20 protein-coding genes are annotated in these 22,336 nt (G+C 42.7%); 12 read left to right on the forward strand and 8 right to left on the reverse strand.

Features of this window, described 5'->3' with window-relative positions; genetic code table 11:
• Positions 1-73: 73 nt before the first annotated feature.
• Both MKI79_RS10060 and fabR read right to left on the reverse strand, forming a co-directional pair.
• The gene (locus MKI79_RS10060; protein ID WP_241572933.1) at positions 74-1,555 is read right to left on the reverse strand and encodes a phospholipase D family protein; all 1,482 of its coding nucleotides are present in this window, start codon (positions 1,553-1,555) and stop codon (positions 74-76) included.
• A 190-nt stretch (positions 1,556-1,745) separates the two neighbouring features.
• Positions 1,746-2,417 (reverse strand): HTH-type transcriptional repressor FabR, encoded by a 672-nt coding sequence (gene fabR / locus MKI79_RS10065; RefSeq protein ID WP_241572936.1) that lies wholly within the window; start codon positions 2,415-2,417, stop codon positions 1,746-1,748.
• A 317-nt stretch (positions 2,418-2,734) separates the two neighbouring features.
• Between fabR and MKI79_RS10070 the strand changes: the two genes are divergently transcribed.
• From MKI79_RS10070 to MKI79_RS10085, 4 genes are all read left to right on the forward strand, one after another.
• Positions 2,735-3,841, forward strand: a complete 1,107-nt coding sequence (locus MKI79_RS10070) for a flavin reductase family protein (RefSeq protein ID WP_241572938.1) — start codon at positions 2,735-2,737, stop codon at positions 3,839-3,841.
• Positions 3,842-3,917: 76 nt separating this feature from the next.
• Positions 3,918-5,012 carry a fatty acid desaturase family protein gene (locus MKI79_RS10075; RefSeq protein WP_241572941.1) on the forward strand — a complete coding sequence of 365 codons (1,095 nt, stop codon included), beginning with the start codon at positions 3,918-3,920 and terminating at the stop codon, positions 5,010-5,012.
• An 89-nt stretch (positions 5,013-5,101) separates the two neighbouring features.
• The gene (locus MKI79_RS10080) at positions 5,102-5,326 is read left to right on the forward strand and encodes a hypothetical protein (RefSeq protein WP_241572943.1); all 225 of its coding nucleotides are present in this window, start codon (positions 5,102-5,104) and stop codon (positions 5,324-5,326) included.
• A gap of 419 nt (positions 5,327-5,745) precedes the next feature.
• Entirely contained in the window at positions 5,746-6,471 is a 726-nt protein-coding gene (locus MKI79_RS10085; protein ID WP_241572944.1) for a hypothetical protein, read from the forward strand.
• 305 nt (positions 6,472-6,776) lie between these two features.
• On the opposite strand, the gene MKI79_RS10090 is transcribed toward MKI79_RS10085, so the two are convergent.
• A complete protein-coding gene (locus tag MKI79_RS10090; RefSeq protein WP_241572946.1) occupies positions 6,777-8,210 on the reverse strand; it encodes a Na+/H+ antiporter family protein in 1,434 nt (477 codons plus the stop codon).
• A gap of 177 nt (positions 8,211-8,387) precedes the next feature.
• Positions 8,388-9,290 carry an alpha/beta fold hydrolase gene (locus MKI79_RS10095; protein ID WP_241572948.1) on the reverse strand — a complete coding sequence of 301 codons (903 nt, stop codon included), beginning with the start codon at positions 9,288-9,290 and terminating at the stop codon, positions 8,388-8,390.
• 171 nt (positions 9,291-9,461) lie between these two features.
• On the opposite strand from MKI79_RS10095, the gene MKI79_RS10100 reads away from it, so the two are divergent.
• Positions 9,462-9,965, forward strand: coding sequence for a DUF4442 domain-containing protein (locus MKI79_RS10100; RefSeq protein WP_241572951.1), 504 nt, complete (start codon positions 9,462-9,464; stop codon positions 9,963-9,965).
• Between the two features lie 293 nt (positions 9,966-10,258).
• On the opposite strand, the gene MKI79_RS10110 is transcribed toward MKI79_RS10100, so the two are convergent.
• Positions 10,259-10,579 carry a DNA transfer protein p32 gene (locus MKI79_RS10110; protein ID WP_374297349.1) on the reverse strand — a complete coding sequence of 107 codons (321 nt, stop codon included), beginning with the start codon at positions 10,577-10,579 and terminating at the stop codon, positions 10,259-10,261.
• Between the two features lie 273 nt (positions 10,580-10,852).
• Positions 10,853-11,998 carry a hypothetical protein gene (locus MKI79_RS10115; RefSeq protein WP_241572953.1) on the reverse strand — a complete coding sequence of 382 codons (1,146 nt, stop codon included), beginning with the start codon at positions 11,996-11,998 and terminating at the stop codon, positions 10,853-10,855.
• A gap of 329 nt (positions 11,999-12,327) precedes the next feature.
• Between MKI79_RS10115 and MKI79_RS10120 the strand changes: the two genes are divergently transcribed.
• The 5 genes from MKI79_RS10120 (at position 12,328) to MKI79_RS10140 (ending at position 17,453) form a co-directional block, all read left to right on the forward strand.
• Positions 12,328-12,780, forward strand: coding sequence for a hypothetical protein (locus MKI79_RS10120; protein WP_241573029.1), 453 nt, complete (start codon positions 12,328-12,330; stop codon positions 12,778-12,780).
• A gap of 108 nt (positions 12,781-12,888) precedes the next feature.
• Positions 12,889-14,316, forward strand: coding sequence for a TolC family outer membrane protein (locus MKI79_RS10125; protein ID WP_241572956.1), 1,428 nt, complete (start codon positions 12,889-12,891; stop codon positions 14,314-14,316).
• A 140-nt stretch (positions 14,317-14,456) separates the two neighbouring features.
• Positions 14,457-15,197 (forward strand): phosphate signaling complex protein PhoU, encoded by a 741-nt coding sequence (gene phoU, locus MKI79_RS10130; RefSeq protein WP_241572958.1) that lies wholly within the window; start codon positions 14,457-14,459, stop codon positions 15,195-15,197.
• 150 nt (positions 15,198-15,347) lie between these two features.
• On the forward strand, positions 15,348-16,310 hold the full coding sequence (gene gshB / locus MKI79_RS10135; RefSeq protein WP_241572962.1) for a glutathione synthase: 963 nt from the start codon (positions 15,348-15,350) through the stop codon (positions 16,308-16,310).
• Between the two features lie 24 nt (positions 16,311-16,334).
• Positions 16,335-17,453 (forward strand): phytanoyl-CoA dioxygenase family protein, encoded by a 1,119-nt coding sequence (locus MKI79_RS10140; protein WP_241572964.1) that lies wholly within the window; start codon positions 16,335-16,337, stop codon positions 17,451-17,453.
• Between the two features lie 32 nt (positions 17,454-17,485).
• Here the strand turns inward: MKI79_RS10140 and dusA are convergent, their stop codons facing one another.
• Both dusA and MKI79_RS10150 read right to left on the reverse strand, forming a co-directional pair.
• The gene (dusA, locus tag MKI79_RS10145) at positions 17,486-18,496 is read right to left on the reverse strand and encodes a tRNA dihydrouridine(20/20a) synthase DusA (protein ID WP_241572965.1); all 1,011 of its coding nucleotides are present in this window, start codon (positions 18,494-18,496) and stop codon (positions 17,486-17,488) included.
• A gap of 116 nt (positions 18,497-18,612) precedes the next feature.
• On the reverse strand, positions 18,613-19,818 hold the full coding sequence (locus MKI79_RS10150; protein ID WP_241572966.1) for an MFS transporter: 1,206 nt from the start codon (positions 19,816-19,818) through the stop codon (positions 18,613-18,615).
• Positions 19,819-20,022: 204 nt separating this feature from the next.
• Between MKI79_RS10150 and hisIE the strand changes: the two genes are divergently transcribed.
• Both hisIE and MKI79_RS10160 read left to right on the forward strand, forming a co-directional pair.
• Positions 20,023-20,820 carry a bifunctional phosphoribosyl-AMP cyclohydrolase/phosphoribosyl-ATP diphosphatase HisIE gene (gene hisIE, locus MKI79_RS10155; protein WP_241572967.1) on the forward strand — a complete coding sequence of 266 codons (798 nt, stop codon included), beginning with the start codon at positions 20,023-20,025 and terminating at the stop codon, positions 20,818-20,820.
• Positions 20,821-20,846: 26 nt separating this feature from the next.
• Positions 20,847-22,322 (forward strand): UvrD-helicase domain-containing protein, encoded by a 1,476-nt coding sequence (locus MKI79_RS10160; protein ID WP_241572968.1) that lies wholly within the window; start codon positions 20,847-20,849, stop codon positions 22,320-22,322.
• Positions 22,323-22,336 lie beyond the last annotated feature (14 nt).

The following is a 22,336-nucleotide window of genomic DNA, read 5'->3' on the forward strand; positions in this document are numbered from 1 at the left end:
AGTTAAAATTGGAAAATGTAAAAAAGCCTCTTTATCTATTCGATGACAAGGCTTTTTTCATATCAATAAAGGCTTAAAACGTCGATAGACCAGACCATTCCATAAAACGATACAACCAATATTTCAACCATGATTCATCTTTGTATTCGTCGTAATCCACACTCATCACCTGACCATTTTGATTGTTCCAAGCTTGATCAAAATACTGCTGTGCAGAGGCAATCGCAGGATAGCTCGCTTGTCCTGTGACTGCGACATTGGTTTCTAGATTATAATTTTTGAGATTGCGAGCGGTGTAGTTGGCAGAACCTAGGATTACCTGTTTTTGCTGATACTGTTCTAACTGATCCAGTTTGGTAATGACTAATAGCTTGCTGTGACATTGCTCGCCTTGCGTATTACACCAACGCACAGGCACGTCATTTTTGTGGAGCTCCCATGCCACTTGACGATTTGGAATACCATTTTTTTGCATCCCAAACGCATCTTTATTCGGATCAAGCAGTACGTTGACTTGCACACCACGTTGCTTGGCTGCGATCAAGGCTTTGACAATTTGGCGCTCAGAGAGATAGAACATCATCAAATCGAGTTGCTCACCCGAAACCGTGGCATTGATGGCTTGGAGCACATGATTATAAATCTGTTCTTCGGTGAGTAGTTGTACTTGCGGCGCATCGCTACTCGCTTGATTCTCACCAATGATCAATGCAGGCACATCGCCTTGTGACATCTTGGCAACAGTGGCTTCGGTCGCTAACACTTCTGAGGCAATCTTACCGTGAATGATCATCGCCACATTGCTATGCTCTGAGCTGGCATCATGCGGATTTGCAGATGAAATTAAAGTTTTCCAACCATTTAAGGTATCGACCACCATGGTTTTACGATGATTTGCTTTGAAATTGGCAAGTGCAAGATAACTGCGTAAAGTGATTTTCTGATCACCAAATGGATTGGGTAACCAACCTGTTTCTGTATTATTTCCCATACTTTGACAGCACATATACCAAAGCCCTGACCACGTTGGATTTGAGGCACGTAATGGTCGCAAATCCGTCACCACCACTTGAATTCCTGCATTTTCAAGTTGATGCAAATGCTCTGGACGTACGCCACCGTACACGGTATTAATCGGGTCGGTAATCATGACAATCTGTATGCGTGGGTTGAGTTTCTTTTTATCAATCAGTGCTTTGGTCAGCTGTGCAGTGAGCGGAAGATGTTCGAGTTTCGACTCACCTAGCTCAGCATTAAACAAGAACATATCGAGTACGATGGTCGTCTGCGCTTGATCAATCAAGGTCAATATCGCATCGAATATTTGCTGTTCAGTTTGTTGTTGACCATTTGCATCTACAAAGGTGCGATCTGCCAAAAATTCCACTTCACTGGCACGCACTTGCCCTGCATAGTCAAGTCCTTCGGGAATCGACTTATAGGTTTGAAAAATTGCTGATGCAACATATGTGATCAGCAAAATCAATGCAATGACCATCATATAGCGTTTAACCGACCAGTTTAATTTTTTATGAATTCTTTGAAATACTCGCATACAGCACACTCGAAACTTTCGATCAGATTAACAGTGAAATGTTATGAAACTCAAGATGATATTTGCAACTACACTGCGTGAATTCTAGAAATAAAATCAGCAATAAAATAATGAATTGATATAAAAAAATCGCCATATCACATGACGATTTTAGGTGACATAAAACTTAAACAATGCAAATTAGTACGCTTTAAACTTTCCGTGCACCAATAAGTAAAATTCGAATCATAATCACTGTTTGATCGGCAATTGCTTGACGTTCTTCAGGAGGTAGTTCGACCACTTTTGCCCCCATATTGAATACCAACTGGGTAATCGCTTTGGCAACAAGATCAGGGTATTTCAGCGTATTATCATGATGCTTCTCTAGTCGCACGATATCTTCTTGCAACTCTTGTTCAAAATCACGTAGTTGCTGTTCTACCGCCTGACGATAGGATACAGAACCTGTATAACCTTCACGTAGCAATAGTCTAAGATTCCCCTCATCGGTATCTAGCTCATGGACAAAAATATCTACCGAGCTTTGCACCACACTCTTGCCTTTTTGTGCTTCGAGCCGTGCTTGTCTGATGATCTGACGCAAAACCTGACCTGAGCGACCAATCAAGGCAATGGCAAGCTCATCAATATCACGAAAATGTCGATAAAAGCTGTTTGGTGCAATACCTGCTTCTCGTGCGATCTCACGCAAACTCAGCGAAGCAATACTGCGCCCTGAACGCAATAAATTCAGCGTTGCATCGAAGAGCTCTTCTTGTGTGATTGACGCCTTACGTCCTGGACTACGGATAGTAGGCTTCTGAGCATCCAATTCGGAGACAGATTCATGATGTTGTAGTGATGTTGAAATTGGATTCATGCGCTCAAACATTGCTCGACCGTCGAAGACATCTAAGCAATTCAATCAATAAAAATCCTAGTATAACGCTAAGCTTATTTTTTATGAAATATGTCGCAACAAATCAAGTGCTCAATCTTACTGATGAAATACTTACAACTCTTTACGAACATTAAAAATGTCTAAATAAAAACAAATTATTCAAAATCTTATCATTAAATACATTAATTTCTAGTATGGCTAAATTACAGTAAAACACGAATCAAAACCATTAAATATATACATATGTATATACAAGTGTATAATAATTACAAATTTAACTTTAGATCTTTCGAAATATGACGACACTTTCCAAATCGAATACATGGCTCAATCAGCTTTCAAGCACTGTGTTTGATCGCTCTGCAACCGACTTCTGGCTACAACAAATCAATCCGCTTTGGTCAAGTAGCGAAGCACGTGGGCAAATCATTGCTCGCCATCAAATTGCGCAAGATATGTATCAGCTGAAAATCAAATGCAATCGACGTATGGATTTTGGGGAAGCAGGTCAGCATCATCCTGTCTTTGTGGAGATCAATGGGATTCGTTATGAACGTAGTTATAGTTTGACGCAACTCGATCGCCAACATATCGCCTTGAATGTCAAACATGTCCACGGTGGTTTGGTCAGCGGTTGGCTATGTGAGAAAGCTAATATTGGCGATTACTTAAGCTTTGGTAAACCTTATGGTGAAGTATCACTAGATCATTTTCAAAGCAAAAGACTCGTCTTGCTCGTTGCAGGGAGCGGCATCACTCCTGCGTTTAGCGTATTACATGCGCTTGAAAAGCAAAACCGCCTAGAAGACTATCAAATCCATTTAAAATATTGGGCGTCAACTCAGCGTGAACATGCTTTTATCTTACCATTTAAACAATGGCAAGAACGCTATGCTTCGTTCAATGTTGACTTCTATTCTACCCAAGCGCAAAGCAACACAGACAACAATGACACGACATCGCAACGCTTAAACGCCACTCATGTGCAATCCATTCAGGATGTGCATGACTGTGCTGTATTCGCATGTGGTCCTTCGGGTTTTGTCGAAACTGCGCAAAGCTTATGTACAGATGCTAGGCAATTTCAAGGTGAATCTTTTTACTTTTCTACGCCAAGTATCACGGATTCAGATTCATCAGAAATTGAACTGATCAATATCCATCTCAGTCGTTCGAACAAACAATTGCAAATCCCAAAAGGTCAGTCGATTTTGACCGCTTTAGAAGCGCGCAACATCCGCCCACAACACGGTTGTCGCATGGGAATTTGTAATAAATGTGCATGTCCCAAAGTTAGTGGTAGCACACAGCATATTGCCAACAAACAAACCAATCATGAAGCCAACCAATTACTACGCATCTGCGTCAATAGTGCACAAAGTGACATCACACTTGCGCTGTAAAGCTAATTCATCGAGTGAAAATGAAGCACATTGAACTGCGATAAAGATAATTTTGAAATGATTTGAGGAAGTCATCATGAACATGCCTGCAAAGATTGAATATATAAAAAATCCGAAAAACCGTGAATTGACCTCTGCCGAGTTAGATCGCTTTGCCAAAGAACTTGATGCGATCAAACAAGAGGTGCTCGACGATCTCGGTGAGAAAGATGCCAAATATATCCGTCGTGTGATTGCGACAATGCGATATAGCAGTGTGCTTGGTCGTGCCTTGCTATTTGCAGGATGGTTTCCACCTGCATGGTTGCTTGGGACGAGTCTACTCTCTGTGGCGAAGATTTTGGAAAATATGGAAGTTGGGCACAACATCATGCACGGTCAATACGACTGGATGAATGATCCCAATATGAATGGTCAACGCTATGAATGGGATACCGTTGGTACATCGGATAATTGGCGTGAAACGCATAATTTTAAACATCATACTTATACCAATATCAAAGGCATGGATGATGATATTGGTTATGGCTTACTGCGCTTATTCCCTGAACAACGTTGGAAAGCTGGCTATCTACTACAACCTTTGTACAGCATTCCATTTTGCCTACTTTTTCAATGGGGCGTTGCGATTCAGAACCTTGAAATTGGTAAGCTCCTCATTGGTAAAAAAACTAAACAACAACTTTGGAATGATTGGAAACCTGTGCAAAATAAAGTCGCAAAGCAACTGTTTAAAGACTATGTATTTTTCCCACTCATCGCAGGACCAAGTGCAATCCCTGTATTTCTAGGCAATTTAACTGCGAATGGCATGCGAAATATTTGGACATTTAGCATCATCTTCTGTGGTCATTTCACCAAAGATGTTGAGGTTTTCCCAAAAACCGTTTTGCTCAATGAGTCAAAAGGACATTGGTATATGCGCCAAATTCGTGGTTCATCGAACTTAAAAGGTTCTGAAGCTTTTCATATCCTTTCAGGGCATCTTAGTCATCAGATTGAACATCATCTGTTCCCTGACGTTCCTGCACGCCGTTACCGTCAAATGGCACCAAAGGTTGAAGCCGTCTGCAAAAAATATGGTTTGAATTATAACAATGCCAGTCTTGTCAAGCAGTTTGGACAAGTGCTTGGGCGCATTGTGAAGTATGCTTTTCCGTTCAAAAAGTAAATGAACTTGGAGATACACCGAAAACTACCCAAAATCGTGCCAAAAGTGGCATAATATGCGCCACTCCCACACGATATTAAGGTACTGCTATGGCAATGCGTCCTGCTGTTCGTCGTCACGCTTTGGTGATGATCGTTTTTGCATTGGCTCAATGGATATTTGTCATGGTGGCATTGCACCAAAACCTTTGGCATCTCGATAAGTATGGTCGTATTTTGGCTTTCTGTGCCAGTGCATTTGGCGGTGCGTGGCTATTGATTCTTGCTGTCTTGTATATGGTGATCAAGGGCAACGACGGCAAAGACCCTAAATAATCGCTTTCTGAGCATTAGATAAAAAATCACCTACTGCAAGTCGTGCAGTAGGTGGGCTACAAAATCATCAATCATTAAAATCATCAATTTATATTTTATGCAGTAGAAACCTCTCCCAGTTCCGCATCGTTTTTTCCTACAAAACTTAGAACAAGTTTCATGCCAAATCATAAATACTTCACTTAAAAATATTAAATAACAAAAACTTAAATACTTTACAGTTATCTATATATCAACAATGGCTCGCAGTTAAACATTCTCATACTAATTTTCGGGCGATTTTAGTGCACACTATGGATCAATCATTCGCTTGGGAAATTTCAATGATCAATACAAGTGCAAACCATTTCTTTCAAGCAAACTTTCGATATTTCAATTTTGACTGGTTGCACGCTTGTGCAACAATGGTTATTACAGGAATGGCATTGATGATTTCGTCGAATAGTTATGCCGATCGCAATGCAGAGATTCGAGAAGCCTGTGCACAACTGCCAACTTATCAACAGCAAGGCGCACGCTTGTATCAGCAGAAGAACTATTCGAAAGCTTTGGATGCTTTTGAAAACCAAGCGACATACACCCATTTCTGTTTGCTCAATCAAGATGATCTCGCTAAAAGCGCTCAAACTTTGACTGAGGCGAATCTTGCAACGGCTTATAACAATGTCGGCTTAGCCCATACCAAGCTAGGACAATATGCTTGGGCAAAAGCATGGTATGCATTGCGTCCAGAGAATAAAAAGAGTCAGTACAATTTATCGAAACTTCCCAAACAGCTTTATACAGATCAAAAAATCACTGGGGAATATGTGCGTTATGCAGGTCAAGGTGCATGGAATCGTTTAGTAGTGTCTGATCAAGGTGATCATTATGCGATTCGATTTTATGGTTTAAGAATGGGATTATTGGCGCTGATTTACGGTCCAAATCTTGGTGAGTTTACGATTGAAATGCCGAAAAAAGTGGCAGGAAAAACCAATACGCACGCTGAATATCATTATGAAGATTGTCAGATTGATTTAGATTTTTTTAATCATTCACTGAGCGAGCAGTTCATTGCGGTCAAACAACAACAAGGCGATGCGTCAAGTTGTGGTTTCGGGTTTGGAGTATATGCAGATGGTGCTTATCATAAGGTTAAATAACCTGAGTTCGGCTTATGATGAGTAAAAACTGCATGCCAAGTTGGAGCGTCAGTCGCACTGTTCGAGGTCAGCATAGCTTTAGTAAAGTGAAGTTTTCCAAGGTATTCGATTGATTTTGATATATGACCGAGTTTGCGACTGACAAATGGCTTTGCCTACTTTCCCCGAAAGGAAAGTAGGTCGAACCGAAGGTTAATCCCGACATAAAAGCATACACTTCAATACCTTGTCTAAAAATGATTTTCCTTTTCAAAGCCATACACTGCAAATTTCATCAAACGCGAGTTATTTAAGTTTTCAGTACCTTACAGATACATCGCCGCGATCCAACCAAAGATAATCAATGGAATATTGAAGTGCAAAAATGTCGGAACGACCGTATCCCAAATATGATCGTGCTGATCATCGGCATTTAGCCCTGCCGTTGGACCCAAGGTCGAATCCGACGCAGGAGAACCTGCATCACCGAGTGCCGCTGCTGTACCGATCAATGCGACGGTTGCCAATGGTGAAAAGCCAAATTGTGCGCACAGTGGTACATAAATCACTGCCAAAATCGGCACGGTCGAAAATGAAGAACCAATACCTAAAGTCACGAATAGACCGATCAACAACATCAAAAATGCTGCCAAAGCTTTATGACCACCAAGCTCAGCCATCACGCCTTGAATCAAGCTATCGACTTGACCAGTCGCCTGCATCACTGAGGCAAACCCTGACGCAGCAATCATGATAAAACCGACCAATGCCATCATCCGCATACCTTGCACGAATACATCATCGGCTTGTTGCCATTTAAAAATACCTGCCGCTGATAACACCGCAAAACCGATCAAGCCACCCAATATCATTGAGCCAGCATAGAGCTGTACAGTGATCGTCAAGACCACGGCAAGACATGCCATCAACAAGGTTTTTTTGGCAATCTGTGGGACATCTTTGGCTTCGGATTGTAAGCTTTGTCCATCATGCTTTAGCTCTTCGGTGAGATCAACATTTGCATTTTTTTCAGTTTGGAGCGGTTGTTCCAAATCCATCTTTTGCACACTTGCTACGGCTTGCATCTGATATTGACGTGGTTTGCGATAGCTAAAAAACACCGCAACGAACATGCCTAAAAACATCCCCGCAACAGGAATCGCCATACCAACTGGCAACATCCAACGCTCAACCTGTAGATTATATTTCGCACCCACTTCGTTGATATTCCCCATCAAGATTTGTTCTAAGAAGATCGCACCAAAACCGACTGGAAGTAGCATATAAGTCCCGACCAAGCCCATTGTCAGCACACAAGCCACCGCACGGCGATCAAGATTGAGATGATTCATGACTTTGAGTAAAGGTGGAATCATCACAGGAATAAAGGCGATATGCACTGGAATCAAGTTCTGTGAAAAGATCGCAGCGACAAATAAAATCGAAAAAAGCACGTATTTTAATTTTGCAGTTTTGGCGTGTTCCGCTTCTTGTCCAAGTAGACCCAATAACTTATGCGCCAATAAATCTGGCAACCCCGACTTTGATAGCGCTAAAGCAAATGCACCTAATACAGCATAAGATAACGCCACTTCCGCACCGCCACCCAAGCCCTCATTAAAGGCTTTGACCGTATCTGAAATCCCTAACCCTGCGACCAACCCACCGACAACGGCGGAAATGACTAAGGTAAATACCACTGACACCCTTGCCAAAGACAAAGCGAACATCAGTAAAATTGCAATCACAACTGCATTCATAAAACATACAACTAAAAAGAATCAGTCGCTATTCTATCAGTCACTTTGCGAATCGGTGCAAAAATCTGATTAGCCACAAGATTTAATGTGCTTAAATGCTCATTTTAAAAATCCTCAGAAATAAAAAAACTCAATCGAAATAAAGTCCTCGATTGAGCTCGATCACCAGATTAAAAATTAATATTTTAAAGCAAAATCAGCAATATATTGCGCAATACGTTGCGGTTGGCTCAAGATCGCCCAATGATTCGCATCCACCTCAACACGGCTAAAATCATCTGCCCAATGTTGTACTTCATCAATATATTCAGGACTGACAAAATGATCACGCTTCAATACGATTGCCTGAACAGGACACTGTGCATAGCGTTTTCTTGGCTTGAGCATGGTTGGAATGAAGTTGGCACGATACAGCGCAATACCATGCTGACCATCTTGTAACACCGCTTGGCTTACTGGTAGACCTTTGGTTTTTTCCAAATTGTTTAAAAACTTTTGCCACTGATTCACCGAGCTGATACGCCAATAGGTCGGCGCCAACAATGGCAAATGAAATACAGCGATATACCAAGACTTACTGAGCATTTTCAGTACATTGAGTGGCTGCACCGTTTTTGCCTTTTGTAGATAGTGCTGAGCATGATCTAGGCAAGGCCCTGAAATGGTCGAATAGGATAAAATTTTTCCACGAAAGCTTTCTTCTGTGACCGATTCCCATGTTTGAATCGACCCCCAATCATGCGCTGCGAGATGAAATTGGCGGTTTGGGATAACCTGCTCCACCACTGCATTTAAATCTTTAGAAAGTTGTGGCAATCGGTAGCTTGATAGTTTCTTCGGAATAGTCGAACGCCCTGCACCACGTACATCGTAACTAATCACATAGAAATCATTGAGTAAATGCGGAATCACCAACTCCCACACTTCTTGATTGTCAGGATAGCCATGTACGAGCACCATCGCAGGCTTACTTGCATCACCGAAGCTTTGCGCAAAAAGTTGCTCGTCGTCTGTGGTTTTTACCCAGTATTGTTGAGCTTGCTGGTGTAGTTGCTGTTTTGATTGCTGTAATGCTTGCATAGTTCTTCCCAAATAATCCTGAAGATATCGTTTATCCACGTTCAATACAGAATCAACGAGATAAACCGACTGAGTAAAATCCTATCGGAATAGGATTGTCGTCAATCTGTGCTTGTTTTTCCTCAAACTCCGATTAGTATGGAGTAAAAGATGAAGAGATAAATTGACTTTATGGACATACGTACAGTAATTAATCGTCTACCGAGTGTAGCTAAGTTTATTTTGAATTTTTATTCACCGTTTCGTGGCGCAGGTATCGAAGTCGAAAAAATGCACCTCGATGAGGGCTTTATTCGAGTCAAAATGCCACTCACTCGCAAAAATCGAAATATTGTCGGTGTGCACTTTGGTGGTAGCTTATATGCGATGGTTGACCCATTTTATATGTTGATTTTGATGCATCAACTGGGTGAGAAATATATCGTTTGGGATAAAGCTGCGACGATTCAATTCCTTTCACCTGGACGTGGTACAGTCTATGCGGATGTCCGAATCAGCCCTGATGAGCTCACAGAAATTCGTCAGCTTGCTTTGAATCATGAACCTGTGTTCCGCACCTATCATCTCGACATTATTGATGAACAAGGACAACGGATCGCCGCTGTAGAAAAAGTCGTCTATATCCGCCGTAAAAAGCCAAAAGGTACACGATCGCTTTTTCGTTCTAAACAATAAAAACGTGTAATCAAAACGACCACTACAACATCTTGGTGTTGAGGATTTTTATGAAATTCGCTCTGAATACCAAGAGTTTGCAGATCAACGCCATCAAAATTCTTCGGAGAATGCAAAATTTCAAACCATAGAGTTGGCTAAAAAACTGACTTCATCAGATTGACCGAGTTCAATTACACATAAAAAAATTACACATAAAAAAATTGCATATAAAAAAAGTTGCGCCAATGACGCAACTTCTTTTATTAAACTCAGATTCTCAAATTAAGTTTATTAAATCGAGGTTTTAGGGATTAGCGACCTTCACCAATCGCAGCACCTGCGCCACCACCGATCGCACCACCAACTGCAGCACCTTCTGCACCACCAATGACTTTTTCACCGATGATCGCACCGACTGCACCGCCAATCGCACTTGAGGTAGAACCTGTGCCACTACTACCTTGACTGTTTGAACCAAGACCTGCACCTGCGGCTGCACCAACACCTGCACCGGTACGACCGCCAGCCTTTTGACCGACTGCACCGCCTACGGCACCACCGACTGCTGCTGCACCGATGCGATTTTGTGATGGTGTTGCATTCGCACAGCCAACTAATAATGCGGCACTCATCGCCAAACTTGCAAATACAGCTGTGGTTTTATGCGTTTGCTTCGACATTGTTTGTTTTAACATGGTTATATCCTCTTCTTCCTAAAAAATGAACTGTATAAGTATGCAAAATCAATGCGCACGAATCTTGCGCTTATCGTTATCGAATTGTGTCGAATGTAACCGACTTGTCACATTTCTTTAAAAGCTAAAATCAAAAAAACGTAGTCTTATCGGAAGTACGTTTTTTTTTCAAACACATCAGGTGAATTTCAACTACATGCCATTTCTATGTTATTGAAACCATGTTTCCAAACGAAGTAATGCACCAACATGATGGTCTCGATCCAAATCATCATCGTTGTAATAATTCACTTCTGTTTGAATGAATAGCCATTCCCGCAAAAACGGCTGACGCCAACCGATGAACGGTCCATAGCTGTCTAACTCAGGTTGATTGTCATCAATGTCGCCGCCTGTGTACACCCCATAGTTAAACCAATGATCATGGAAAAACTGGTGTTGTCGATAGAGTCGATTGTCCCAGTGGAAGTTCTGCTCAAAATTATCATCGGTATAAGTCAGACTCAACTGATTGCTCAAGAAAGCCTCTTGAGGGCGAGCATGACGAATCTCTAAGTTGGTTCTCAGATAATCTTTACTATCTAATCCATAGCGATAAATCTGCTCTGCATGCGTACTGAAGTTATTATTTAAATCCCAATCTTTAGAAACCTTTAGACGTGCGTACACATCATCGCCAGAACGTACCCCGAGATCGGCATCGGTATCAATGTCCCACGGATTTTTCCACTGTGACCATCGTAGTGCTAATGATGAGTTGTCGTCTTTGACCTGCTCTCCATCTAAGGTTTCGTCAGGGTTTCCACGAGGGTTTTCATTATTAATCGCAACGCTATCTCGGATTTCATTATCCAAACTATCATCACCAAAGACTACACTCAGCTTATTCTCAAGGGTTGGTAGCTTAATCTTTCCTCGCACACGTGGTTTCACCGAAAAATCATCATACTCATCCCAGCGTGTATCCACGATCAATCGTAGCGTCGCCCATGCAGGCTCATTTGGATCAGGCTCCCCAAACCAGTCATTGATACTATGCGCACGCTTTTGCAAGCTATTGCTAAACTTATCTTGAGTACGATCCCACCATGAATCTTCTTTAGTCTGCTCCGTCGGAGGAACAATCTTATGATTGGACTGCTCAGGTAAAATCGTTGGTGCACTATCAATGGTTTCGGGAATAATATCTAAAACCGTCCCTGTCGGTGGCTCGATCAATACTGATGGCGCATCGCTTGCTGCTTCCATCTGCGTCGTTGCGGCATCGACATCAACGGTATGTACTGTCTGATTGGCATAGCTGAAGCTCGTAAAATAGAACCCAAACATGGCGACTGTCAGAGATTTAAGTTTCATAGGCACTACCCCAAAAGCGATGACAACTAATGCGTTTATAAATTGTTGGCAGTATCATGCGATGCGCTTGCTCTAACATCCTGATTTGGATGTTCAGATTTGAATATTCTCACTTTTGAATTTTCTAACTAGGTTTTTTATGCCTATATCAAAAACTCAGCATCAGTTTCAAATAAAAGCTACAATCAACACGACTGTTCATTTGTCATAAAATATTAGCACTATTTTTATAAAGCGGTGCGATTGTTTTGACCATCATGGACGTTGTTGAGCAGTTTTTTTGAATAATTTTCAAATGGATAGAATGTATAATTATGGATTATCGTGTAATTGATCTAACGCTAGCGTCTGGGATTGCCATCGTTGCTAGCGGTATTTTTCTTTTAATTGGTATGCTCACAGGCGTATGGAAATATCTACAAATTCGCCAATCTGAACATGCTCGCGCGCATTATTATGTCGATATCGCACATCGCTCTGCATTACTTTATGCACCTGCATCGTTGATTCTAGCTGTCTTGGCGAGTTTCTCAAATTTATCTGCAACGACTTTACTGTGGTGTGTAATTGCCAATTTATTATTTTTCTTTGCATCGGTATTTAGCTATGTGTTGCATGGTTTCTTACAAGATACGCACAATCAATTCCAAAAACCACATCGCCTCGGCAAAACAGGGCAGCTCCCTGCGTTCTTAGTTTCGGGATTTATGTGGGCATTGATCATTGCCGAAGTTGGCGCAACGACGCTTTTAGTGATCGGTACAATATGCTACTTTTTCTGAGCCTGATTTTTTTGAATAATACAAAACGTTGATATACGACGAATAGGGTCTGTTGTCAGCATTTTAGGAAACCGATAAAGCCAAGAAAATGGATTCGCTCGACACACTATGATTAACCGAATTGCGACTATACGAACCGTGATTAAGCAAACTGCGACTCAACGAACCGTGATGAAACGAGCTACGATGAAAAAAGTATGTACGCTCGCTCTAGGTGTTTCACTCTGCAATGTGACATGGGCGATTGATCTTGTGCAGTCGTATCAACGTGCGCTTTCACATGATGCAACGTGGCAAGCGGATCAATTACGCTTTCAAATCGAACAGCAGAATCTCGGTATCGCCAAAGCAGCAGCTCTACCGACTGTTGGCGTCAACGCATCTATTTATAAGCAATATCAAGATTTGGATGATTCAAGCAATTCAACTACAGGTGGTACTGGTGCAGGGACGGTGACACCAAGCTTTAACTTTTATAATGATGAATCGACCACTCGACAAGTCGGACTCAGTATCCGCCAACCTTTGTTCCGTTGGGATGTTTGGCAAACTTATAAACAAGTCAAAATCTCAACACAACTTGCTGAGGTCAAGCTGTTATCACAACAACAAGATTTGATGTTGAATGTCGCTGAAAAATATTTTAATGTGCTCCGCCAAACACGCCTCGTCGAGGTCAATCAACAAGAAGTCAACAGTCTTGCCAAACAAGCCGAAATGATTCGTGCGCAGTACCGCGAAGGCTTAGTTGCCAAGATCGATGTCAGCGAAGCAGAGGCACAGCATCAAAGTGCGATCGCCAAAAAGGTGGCCAGTGACATTCAATATCAGCTTGCATTAGAAGAGCTTGAACAATTGGTCGGTGATATTGAAACACCTTTGGCACGTTTGGATGCAGGATTTCAATATCAAAACCCGATTCCAAATGATCTCAATGCTTGGCTTGACATGGCAGAGCGGAATAATCTTAATCTCACGCAAAGCCGTCTTGCACACAAAGTCGCAGAGCAAAAAGTCAATGTGGAAAAAGCGGATTATTTTCCACAAGTCGAAGCTGTTGCAAGTACAGGTTGGAATAAGCAAAGCCCTGAAACCATTATTAGCAGTACTGGTCGCACAGATAAGATTGGTATTGAGCTAAACTGGACGCCTTACACAGGTACACGCAATGCCTTAATTAAAAAATCACAAATCGAAGCCAATACCGCACTCGCAGATGTCGATACAACACGCCGCCAAATCCAAACAGAAATTAAGCGGTCATTCTTACAGGTCAGTAGTGCCTACAGCCAGTTGAATGCTTATCACAGTGCATTAAAGTCCGCACAGCAAGTCGCCGATGCGTCTTCTGCAAGCTACCGTGAAGGTATCAAAACGATGGTTGACGTCTTACTTGCACAGCGCAATGCTTTTTCTGCACAGCACGATTATGTCAATGCACAGTATGATTATATTCTGAGTGCCTTACAGCTTAAGGCACAAGCAGGACAGCTGAGCGAACAAGACTTAATCGACTTTAACCAATGGCTGAAATAAAAATAAACACTATTTCAAATCAAGGTGATGCTGTTTCAAACAGATAAAATTTGTAGCCACATCACCTTTTGTCATAAATATTTCATAAAAGCGCTATTTAATACTGGCTAAAAAGTTTACAATTTTTAGGAGTGCTCACCTTGGAACCATCTACTTCTGTGTTTAGTCATCATATCTCTTCACAATTCAACGAAAACCTCGAGGACGTCAACGCAAAGTTTATGGCGATGGGCGGACTGGTTGAACAACAGGTTGCCAATGCAATCCATGCCTTGCTAGATACCAATCTTGATTTGGCTGTGAAGGTGCAAGAGGCTGATAACAACGTCAATCAACACGAACGTGATATTGATGAAGCCTTGACGCTAATCTTGGCACGTCGCCATCCTGCTGCCAGTGACTTACGTATGGTCTTGGCGATGAGTAAAGCCAATACCGACCTTGAACGTATCGGCGATGAAGCAGCGAAAATTGCACGTATCGCCCAAGCCCTTTCAGAAGATGGTGAATCACCACGTGGCTATATGGAAACACGTCATATCGGCAATCAAGTGCGCATCATGATTCGTGAAGCCTTAGATGCTTTTGCTCGCCTTGATGCAGAAGCCGCACTACATGTCATGCGTGCCGATGCAGATATTGACCGTGAGTATTCTTCTGCGATGCGTGCGCTCATGACTTATATGATCGAAGATCCCCGCCATATCAGCCGTGTCATCAACGTGATGTGGGTACTCCGTTCTCTCGAACGTATCGGCGATCATGCACGAAACATTTCTGAACAAGTGATCTATATGGTGAAAGGTTTAGATGTTCGCCACACCGACTTTGAACAAATTGAAGAAACTGTTCAGGGTAAATCCAAGCCTAAGAATGACTAAATAAGATTACTTAGCAAAACTTTATTCTCGTCAATTCTATTTCACAAAAATTGACAATAATGGGCACTGCGTATTTCAATTTGCAATACTCAGTGCCTTATTTTTTGACTATACTGTACGCCCAAAGACAAATAGATTGAGTTAAAAATCATGCGTGTACTGGTAGTCATGGATCCTATTGAACAAGTCAATCTAAAAAAAGATTCCACCATGGCAATGCTTTGGGCTGCAACTCGTCGTGGGCATGCGCTCAGCTATGCGCTACAACACGACTTATATATTGATCACGGCAAAGCGTTTGGCTTAATTGCACCGCTTCAAGTCTTCGAAGATTACAACCATTACTATGAACTCGGTGAAAAGTCTGCACAGTCTTTGGCTGACTTCGACGTGATCTTGATGCGTAAAGATCCACCTTTTGACATGAATTTTGTCTACACGACTTACATTCTTGAGCAAGCAGAACGTGAAGGTGCTTGGATTATTAACAAGCCTCAATCGCTACGTGACTGCAATGAAAAATTATTTGCGACACAATTTCCAGAGTTACAAGTGCCAACTTTGGTGACTTCACAGCAGTCGTTAATACGTGAATTTCTCAAAATCCATCAAGACGTGATCGTCAAGCCATTAGATGGCATGGGCGGTATGGGCATTTTCCGTCTGACTGCTGACGGTGCAAATATTGGCTCAACTTTGGAAATGCTCACCGAAAATGGCAAGCTACCCATCATGTCACAGCGCTATATTCCAGAAATCGTTGATGGCGATAAACGTATTCTGATGATCAACGGCGAGCCTGTGCCATACTGCCTCGCACGTATTCCACAAAATGGCGAAACACGAGGCAACCTTGCCGCTGGCGGACGTGGTGAAGCTCGACCACTCACAGAGAATGACCGTAAAATCGCTGAAAAAGTCGGACCATTCCTACGTGAAAAAGGCTTGGTCTTTGTCGGGCTAGATGTGATTGGCGACTATGTGACGGAGATCAACGTCACCAGTCCGACTTGTATCCGTGAGATTGATGATCAATTCGGTACATCAATCGCAGACGACTTATTTGCATACTTAGAAAAGACTGTGCTTGAAGCTGGCTTAGCACGCTCATAATACGCACATCAAAAAAGATCATCTATGATAAATAAGCTTAAAAAAGTTCAGAAATTTTGGCAAAGCACGCAAACTCAGCAAGCCCTGCATGAGCTCAAACATATTGCCAAATCTGACCCGAAGAAATTTCCGTGGTGGCTTGCTTCTACGCTTTCCACCTCAAGCTCTTTTGTCGATCACCCGATTTTAGGCAATCAAACACTCAATGATTTGGGTTTACATGAGTTCCGAGTCAAACAAGCCTTTGCCCTCGCCCAAGCTCGCCGTGAGAAATTGGCACAATTTCTCAGCGTAGAAGATATTGCGCAATATCAGCAAAATGGCTTTATTCTCAAAGAGAACTTCTTGCCTGATGCAGAGTTTCAATCCTTAAAAAAAGAACTCACTGAAACCCCATTGCCCACACGTGAAACCCTGCAAGGTGACACCGTGACAAGGCGTATGGCGCTCGATTTTCGCACTTTACCGAACTTACCTCAGACCAAAAAACTCCTTGAGTCTAGCTATTGGCAACATCTGATTCACTATGTTGCAAGCTTTAAACTACAGCCGTTGTACTATGTGCAAGTGATCATTTCACAGGTACGGAAATCCCGCCCTGATCCGCAAACAGCGCTGCATAGCGACACCTTTCACCCAAGTATGAAAGCGTGGTTATTTTTCACTGATGTGGTAGAAGATGAAGGCCCTTTTGTCTATGTACCGGGTTCGCATCTGCTCAATGACAAGCGATTGGCTTGGGAGCGTGAACGTGCGTTCAATATCCAAAACAGTGATCGTATGTCACAGCGTGGTTCATTTCGTATCCAAGAAAGTGAACTTGTGGATTTGGGCTATGGCGCTCCGAAAAAATTTGCTGTTTCCGCCAACACTTTAGTCATTGCAGATACTTATGGCTTCCACGCACGTGGATTGAGCGCACGCCCTTCGATGCGTATCGAGCTATGGGCGTTTGCACGTCGTAATCCATTTTTACCGTGGGCAGGTCTTGATGTGACACGCTTGCCTTTGATCAAAACCAGATTGATCCCTGCATTATGGTGGGGCTTAGATCAGATGGAAGAATACGGTATGAAGAAAAATCCGTGGCGCAAAGTCGGTAAAAAAGTGGCGACCGACCCTGCGCAGATTACATCTAAATAATGACTACGCTGACAAATCTAAATTTTAGAAATTTATGCCGTTTGCTCTGAATACTGACGCATCCTTTTGATGGCACTTTCAATATCTGCAATGCTTTTTGCATTACCACCACTTAAAGCCTGTCGCCACTTACGTGCACCTGCAAGATGCTGAAATAAGCCTAAAATATGCCGTGTTAACACTGACATCGGTGCGCCTTGTGCAAGACGTTGCTCAAAGTACGGCATCATCTGTGCCATGATTTCAAAACGATTTGGCGCGTCCAGTTGCCACAACTCACCCAACTCTGCCAAGAGATACGGATTGTGATAAGCCTCTCGACCAATCATCACGCCATCAACATGTTCAAGATGTGCTTTAGTTTCTTCAAGCGTTTTAATACCACCATTAATCTCAATGGTCAAATGTGGGCGCTCTCTTTTTAAACGATAGACATCCCCATAACGAAGTGGCGGCACTTCACGATTTTCTTTGGGTGATAAGCCTTGCAAGATCGCAATCCGTGCATGTACCACAAAGTGCGTACAACCTGTCTGCGCTACTGTATCGACGAAGTGCAACATCTCTTCATAGGACTGCATCTCATCAATACCGATACGATGCTTCACCGTCACTGGGATCGTGACCGCCTTTTGCATGGCATAAATACATTCTGCGACTAGGTTTGGCTCTGCCATCAGACATGCGCCGATTTTATTATTCTGTACGCGATCACTTGGACAACCCACATTGAGATTGACCTCATCGTAGCCCCAATCCTCAGCCATCTTGCTACAAGTCGCCAAATCGTACGGATTTGAACCACCCAGTTGCAGGACGATCGGATGCTCTTGATTGCTAAAGTCGAGGTGGCGTGAAGCATCACCGTGAATGATCGCCCCTGTCGTGACCATTTCGGTATAGAGCACAATATTTGGATTAAACAGACGTGCGAAATAACGATAATCTCGTGTCGTCCAATCCATCATCGGGGCAACAGAAATACGAGGATAAACTATAGCAGGTGAAGTGACCTTAGTAGGTTGCGAATCTAAAGCATCCATATTTATGGCTTATGAGCGGTTTGAAATATGAGGGCGCATAGTATAGCCGATTGATGTAATTTTCCAAAGTCACCAATTCAAGCAGATCTTTTTAAGACAGAGCTTTTCAATACGGTTTATTGCGATTTCTTCATATTCGGCATATCGACCAAACACAATACTCCACTGAGCAATGCCAAAATCAACCCCACCACGCACGCCATCGTCCAACCGCCATAGTTCCACGCCACCGTTCCCAGTGATGAGCCCGATGCAGCGCCAATGAAATATATTGTCATATAGACTGAGTTAATTCTTGATTTAGCATCATCACGCAGTTGGTACACGATATTCATATTGGTGACATGAAGCATATTATTCGATAGCATCGCCAAACAGAAACCCATCACGCATGCGATGATATACCAATGCGCAAAGTACAGCGTCGTCCAACTGAGCAACATACCAATAAAGCCGATAATGGTCAGCTGTCGTGCAAAACCACGGTCTGCTAATTTCCCTGCGTACTGCGCAAACACAGCACCGACAATACCCGACAGCCCGATCAAACCAATCTGAAAATCACTCAGATAAAATGGTGGCTTTGCCATGAGTAGTGCCATCGTGGAAAATAAAACACTCATCGAACCAAATGCCAAAGCGCCAATTCCTGAACGAATTAACAATCGCTTTTCAGCGCGCATCAGATCGAACATGCTACGAAATAAGCCGAAATAATTTAGATTCAAGGTCGGAAGTTTTGGCAGTCGAGGTTGTAACAATGCCATCAGCATCAATAGCACGATGGCAGTCACCCAATACACCGTATTCCATGCAAATAATTGTGAGAACAAGCCTGCAATCGTCGTCGCAAATAAAATCCCAATAAGCAAACCACTCATCAAGAAACCGACCACTTGACCGAGCTTCTTGGGCTCAACCAATGCCGTTGCTAAAGGGATCAATACTTGCGTCACCACACTAAACAAGCCAGTCATGATCGTCCCTAACCACAACATATAAATATTCTGCGCAAACGCACTGATCATTAAGCCGATCGCCGTTAAAATCATCAGTACAGGGATCAAATATTGACGTTTTAACAAATCACCCAAAGGCACAAGAAATAATAATCCCACTGCATAAGACACTTGCGCACAAGTTACGGTGAGCTGTGCCATCGCCGCATCGACTTGGAAATGGGTTTGTATCGAGTGCAATAAGGGTTGACTAAAGTAATTACCCCCTGCGCACAGTCCGCAGATCATCGCCATCAACCACAATGTTGATGCTGTCAGCTGTGGTTTGATGGGTGTCGTTTCGGAGAAGGATTGATCGGACATAAAGTGAAAAAGCCAATAAAATTCAGAGCATAGATACAGCTAGATTCATCAGATAAGACGGAAAGATCAGGAGTAAAACATTTAATTGCCCATTGTACAGTTTCAGCGTCTATAATACTTGCCATTCTGATTTTTTAAGCACTGCAATATTCTGATCAAAGAACGCACTGCTTTATCACGCTCTTGATGCCAAAGGAAAATACGATGTCGAACTGGTTAGATGAAGTCAAATTTGATCAAAATGGATTAATTCCTGCGATTGCACAACATCATCAAACTGGTCGTATCCTTATGGTGGCTTGGATGAACCGTGAATCTTTGGCATTGACCGCTGAGAAAAATCAAGCGGTCTACTACTCTCGCTCACGTCAAAAACTATGGCACAAAGGCGAAGAGTCTGGACATTTCCAAACGGTCTATGAAATTCGCCTCGACTGCGATGCCGATGTGATTACCCTGCAAGTCGAACAACACGGCGGTATTGCTTGCCATACAGGTCGTGAGTCATGTTTCTATCGCAAGCTCACACCAAGCGGTTGGGAAATCGTTGATGCACAGCTCAAAGACCCGAATGAAATTTACAATCAGAATGGTGAAAGCAAAGCAACTGAAGCGAAAGCCAATGAAAGCCATGAATTCGAATTAGCAACTTATGGTGAGCAAAGCGATGTCTTAGCCTATCTTGGTGCGCTCATGCGTGAGCGTAAATCAGCCAATGCCGATCGTTCTTATGTGGCGAATCTGTACGAAAAAGGCATCAACAAAATCTTGGAAAAAGTCGGTGAAGAAAGTGTCGAAACCATTATCGCTGCCAAAGATTATGACGCCAGTGCAACTGAAGAAAATAAAAATGATTTGATCTATGAAACTGCCGATTTATGGTTCCATAGTATCGTCATGCTTGGCTATTTTGATATTGATCCAAATATCATTATTGAAGAATTGGCACGTCGACAGGGTTTATCGGGTTTGGTTGAAAAAGCCAACCGTACACAGTCTTAAATACTGTCATAACCTAATTACAGTCTATGTACGCCACCAAAGAACAAGCCCTTGCCATTGATACCGCACGCGTCGGCAATTCGTTTAAGATCCTCGCCTACGCGGGTACGGGTAAAACCACCACACTAGAGATGATCAGCCAAGCCATGCCTGAACGTCGTGGCTTGTATTTGGCGTTTAACAAAGCTATTGCCACCCATGCTCAGCAGAAATTTCAGCAAAATGTCGATTGTCGAACTTTTCACTCTTTGGCGTATCGTAGCGTGCCTCGCAACATCACCGACAAATTACGTCTACCTCGTTTAAGCCCAAGCTATCTTGCCACAGAATATCAACTGCAACCGATCAATGTACGTCGTCTGATGGGTAGTCGTTATGAGCCGTATCTGATGATGCCCAACCGCTTGGCGAACTTGGTGGCAAATGGTGTCAGTGGCTTCTGTTCGACCAATGCGCAATATCCTGCGCCACGACATATTCCTGTGCCTGAATGGTTGCATCCTGATGATGCGGAGAATCTGCAAAAGTCGCTCTACCCTGCACTGGAACGGCGTTGGCTCGATTCGATTCACCCACAGCATCAAGCAGGTATCGGGCATGATGTCTATTTAAAACTGTGGGCGTTGTCTGAGCCAAATATTCCGAGTGACTATATCCTATTTGATGAAGCGCAAGATGCCGATCCGTTAATGCTCGGAATTTTGCTCAAACAAAAAAATGCCCAAGTGATCTACGTCGGCGATGCCCATCAACAAATCTACGCATGGCGTGGTGCAGTCAATGCCATGCAACAACTTCCTTTACCTGAAAATCGTCTGACCACATCATTCCGTTTTGGTGAAGAGATTGCTGAAGTGGCAAATTATTTACTGCATGCGCTGAAAGAAACTGTGCCTTTACACGGCTTTTCTGAGATTTCCTCCAAAGTGGTGAATAAACCGCATACCAAAATGCGAGATGCAATCTTATGCCGTACCAACGCCCGAGCGATGGAATTACTACTGAGTGGATTGCTCAAAGGCGATAAAGTCAGTCTGCAAGCTGATCATGCCCGACTGTCACGATTTATTGATGCTGCAACGGCGCTCAAACAAGGCAAGCGTGTCACTGATGTTCCTGAACTCGCATGGTTTAATTCATGGCATGATGTGCATGAATACTGCGAAACCAATGACGGCAGTGACATTAAACCTTTGGTGAAATTAGTTGATGAACATGGCACTTCGCCACTAAAAAATGCCCTCGCCAAAATTACGCCGATCGAGCAAGCGGATTATGTGATTTCTACAGCACACAAAGCCAAAGGCTTGGAATGGAATCGTGTCCATCTCGAAGATGATTATCAATTTAAACTCAGTCAGCTGGACTACAAAATCACACCTGAAGAATTGCGCCTGCTGTACGTTGCTTGCACTCGTGCTAAACTGAGCTTAAATATTCACCATATTTATGATTTATTACAGCAATTAAAGCGTAATTATGAACTGAAAAAATCGGCGTAATCCCGCAAAACTTG

This window comes from Acinetobacter sedimenti (assembly GCF_022601685.1).
GTDB classification, from domain to species: domain Bacteria; phylum Pseudomonadota; class Gammaproteobacteria; order Pseudomonadales; family Moraxellaceae; genus Acinetobacter; species Acinetobacter sedimenti.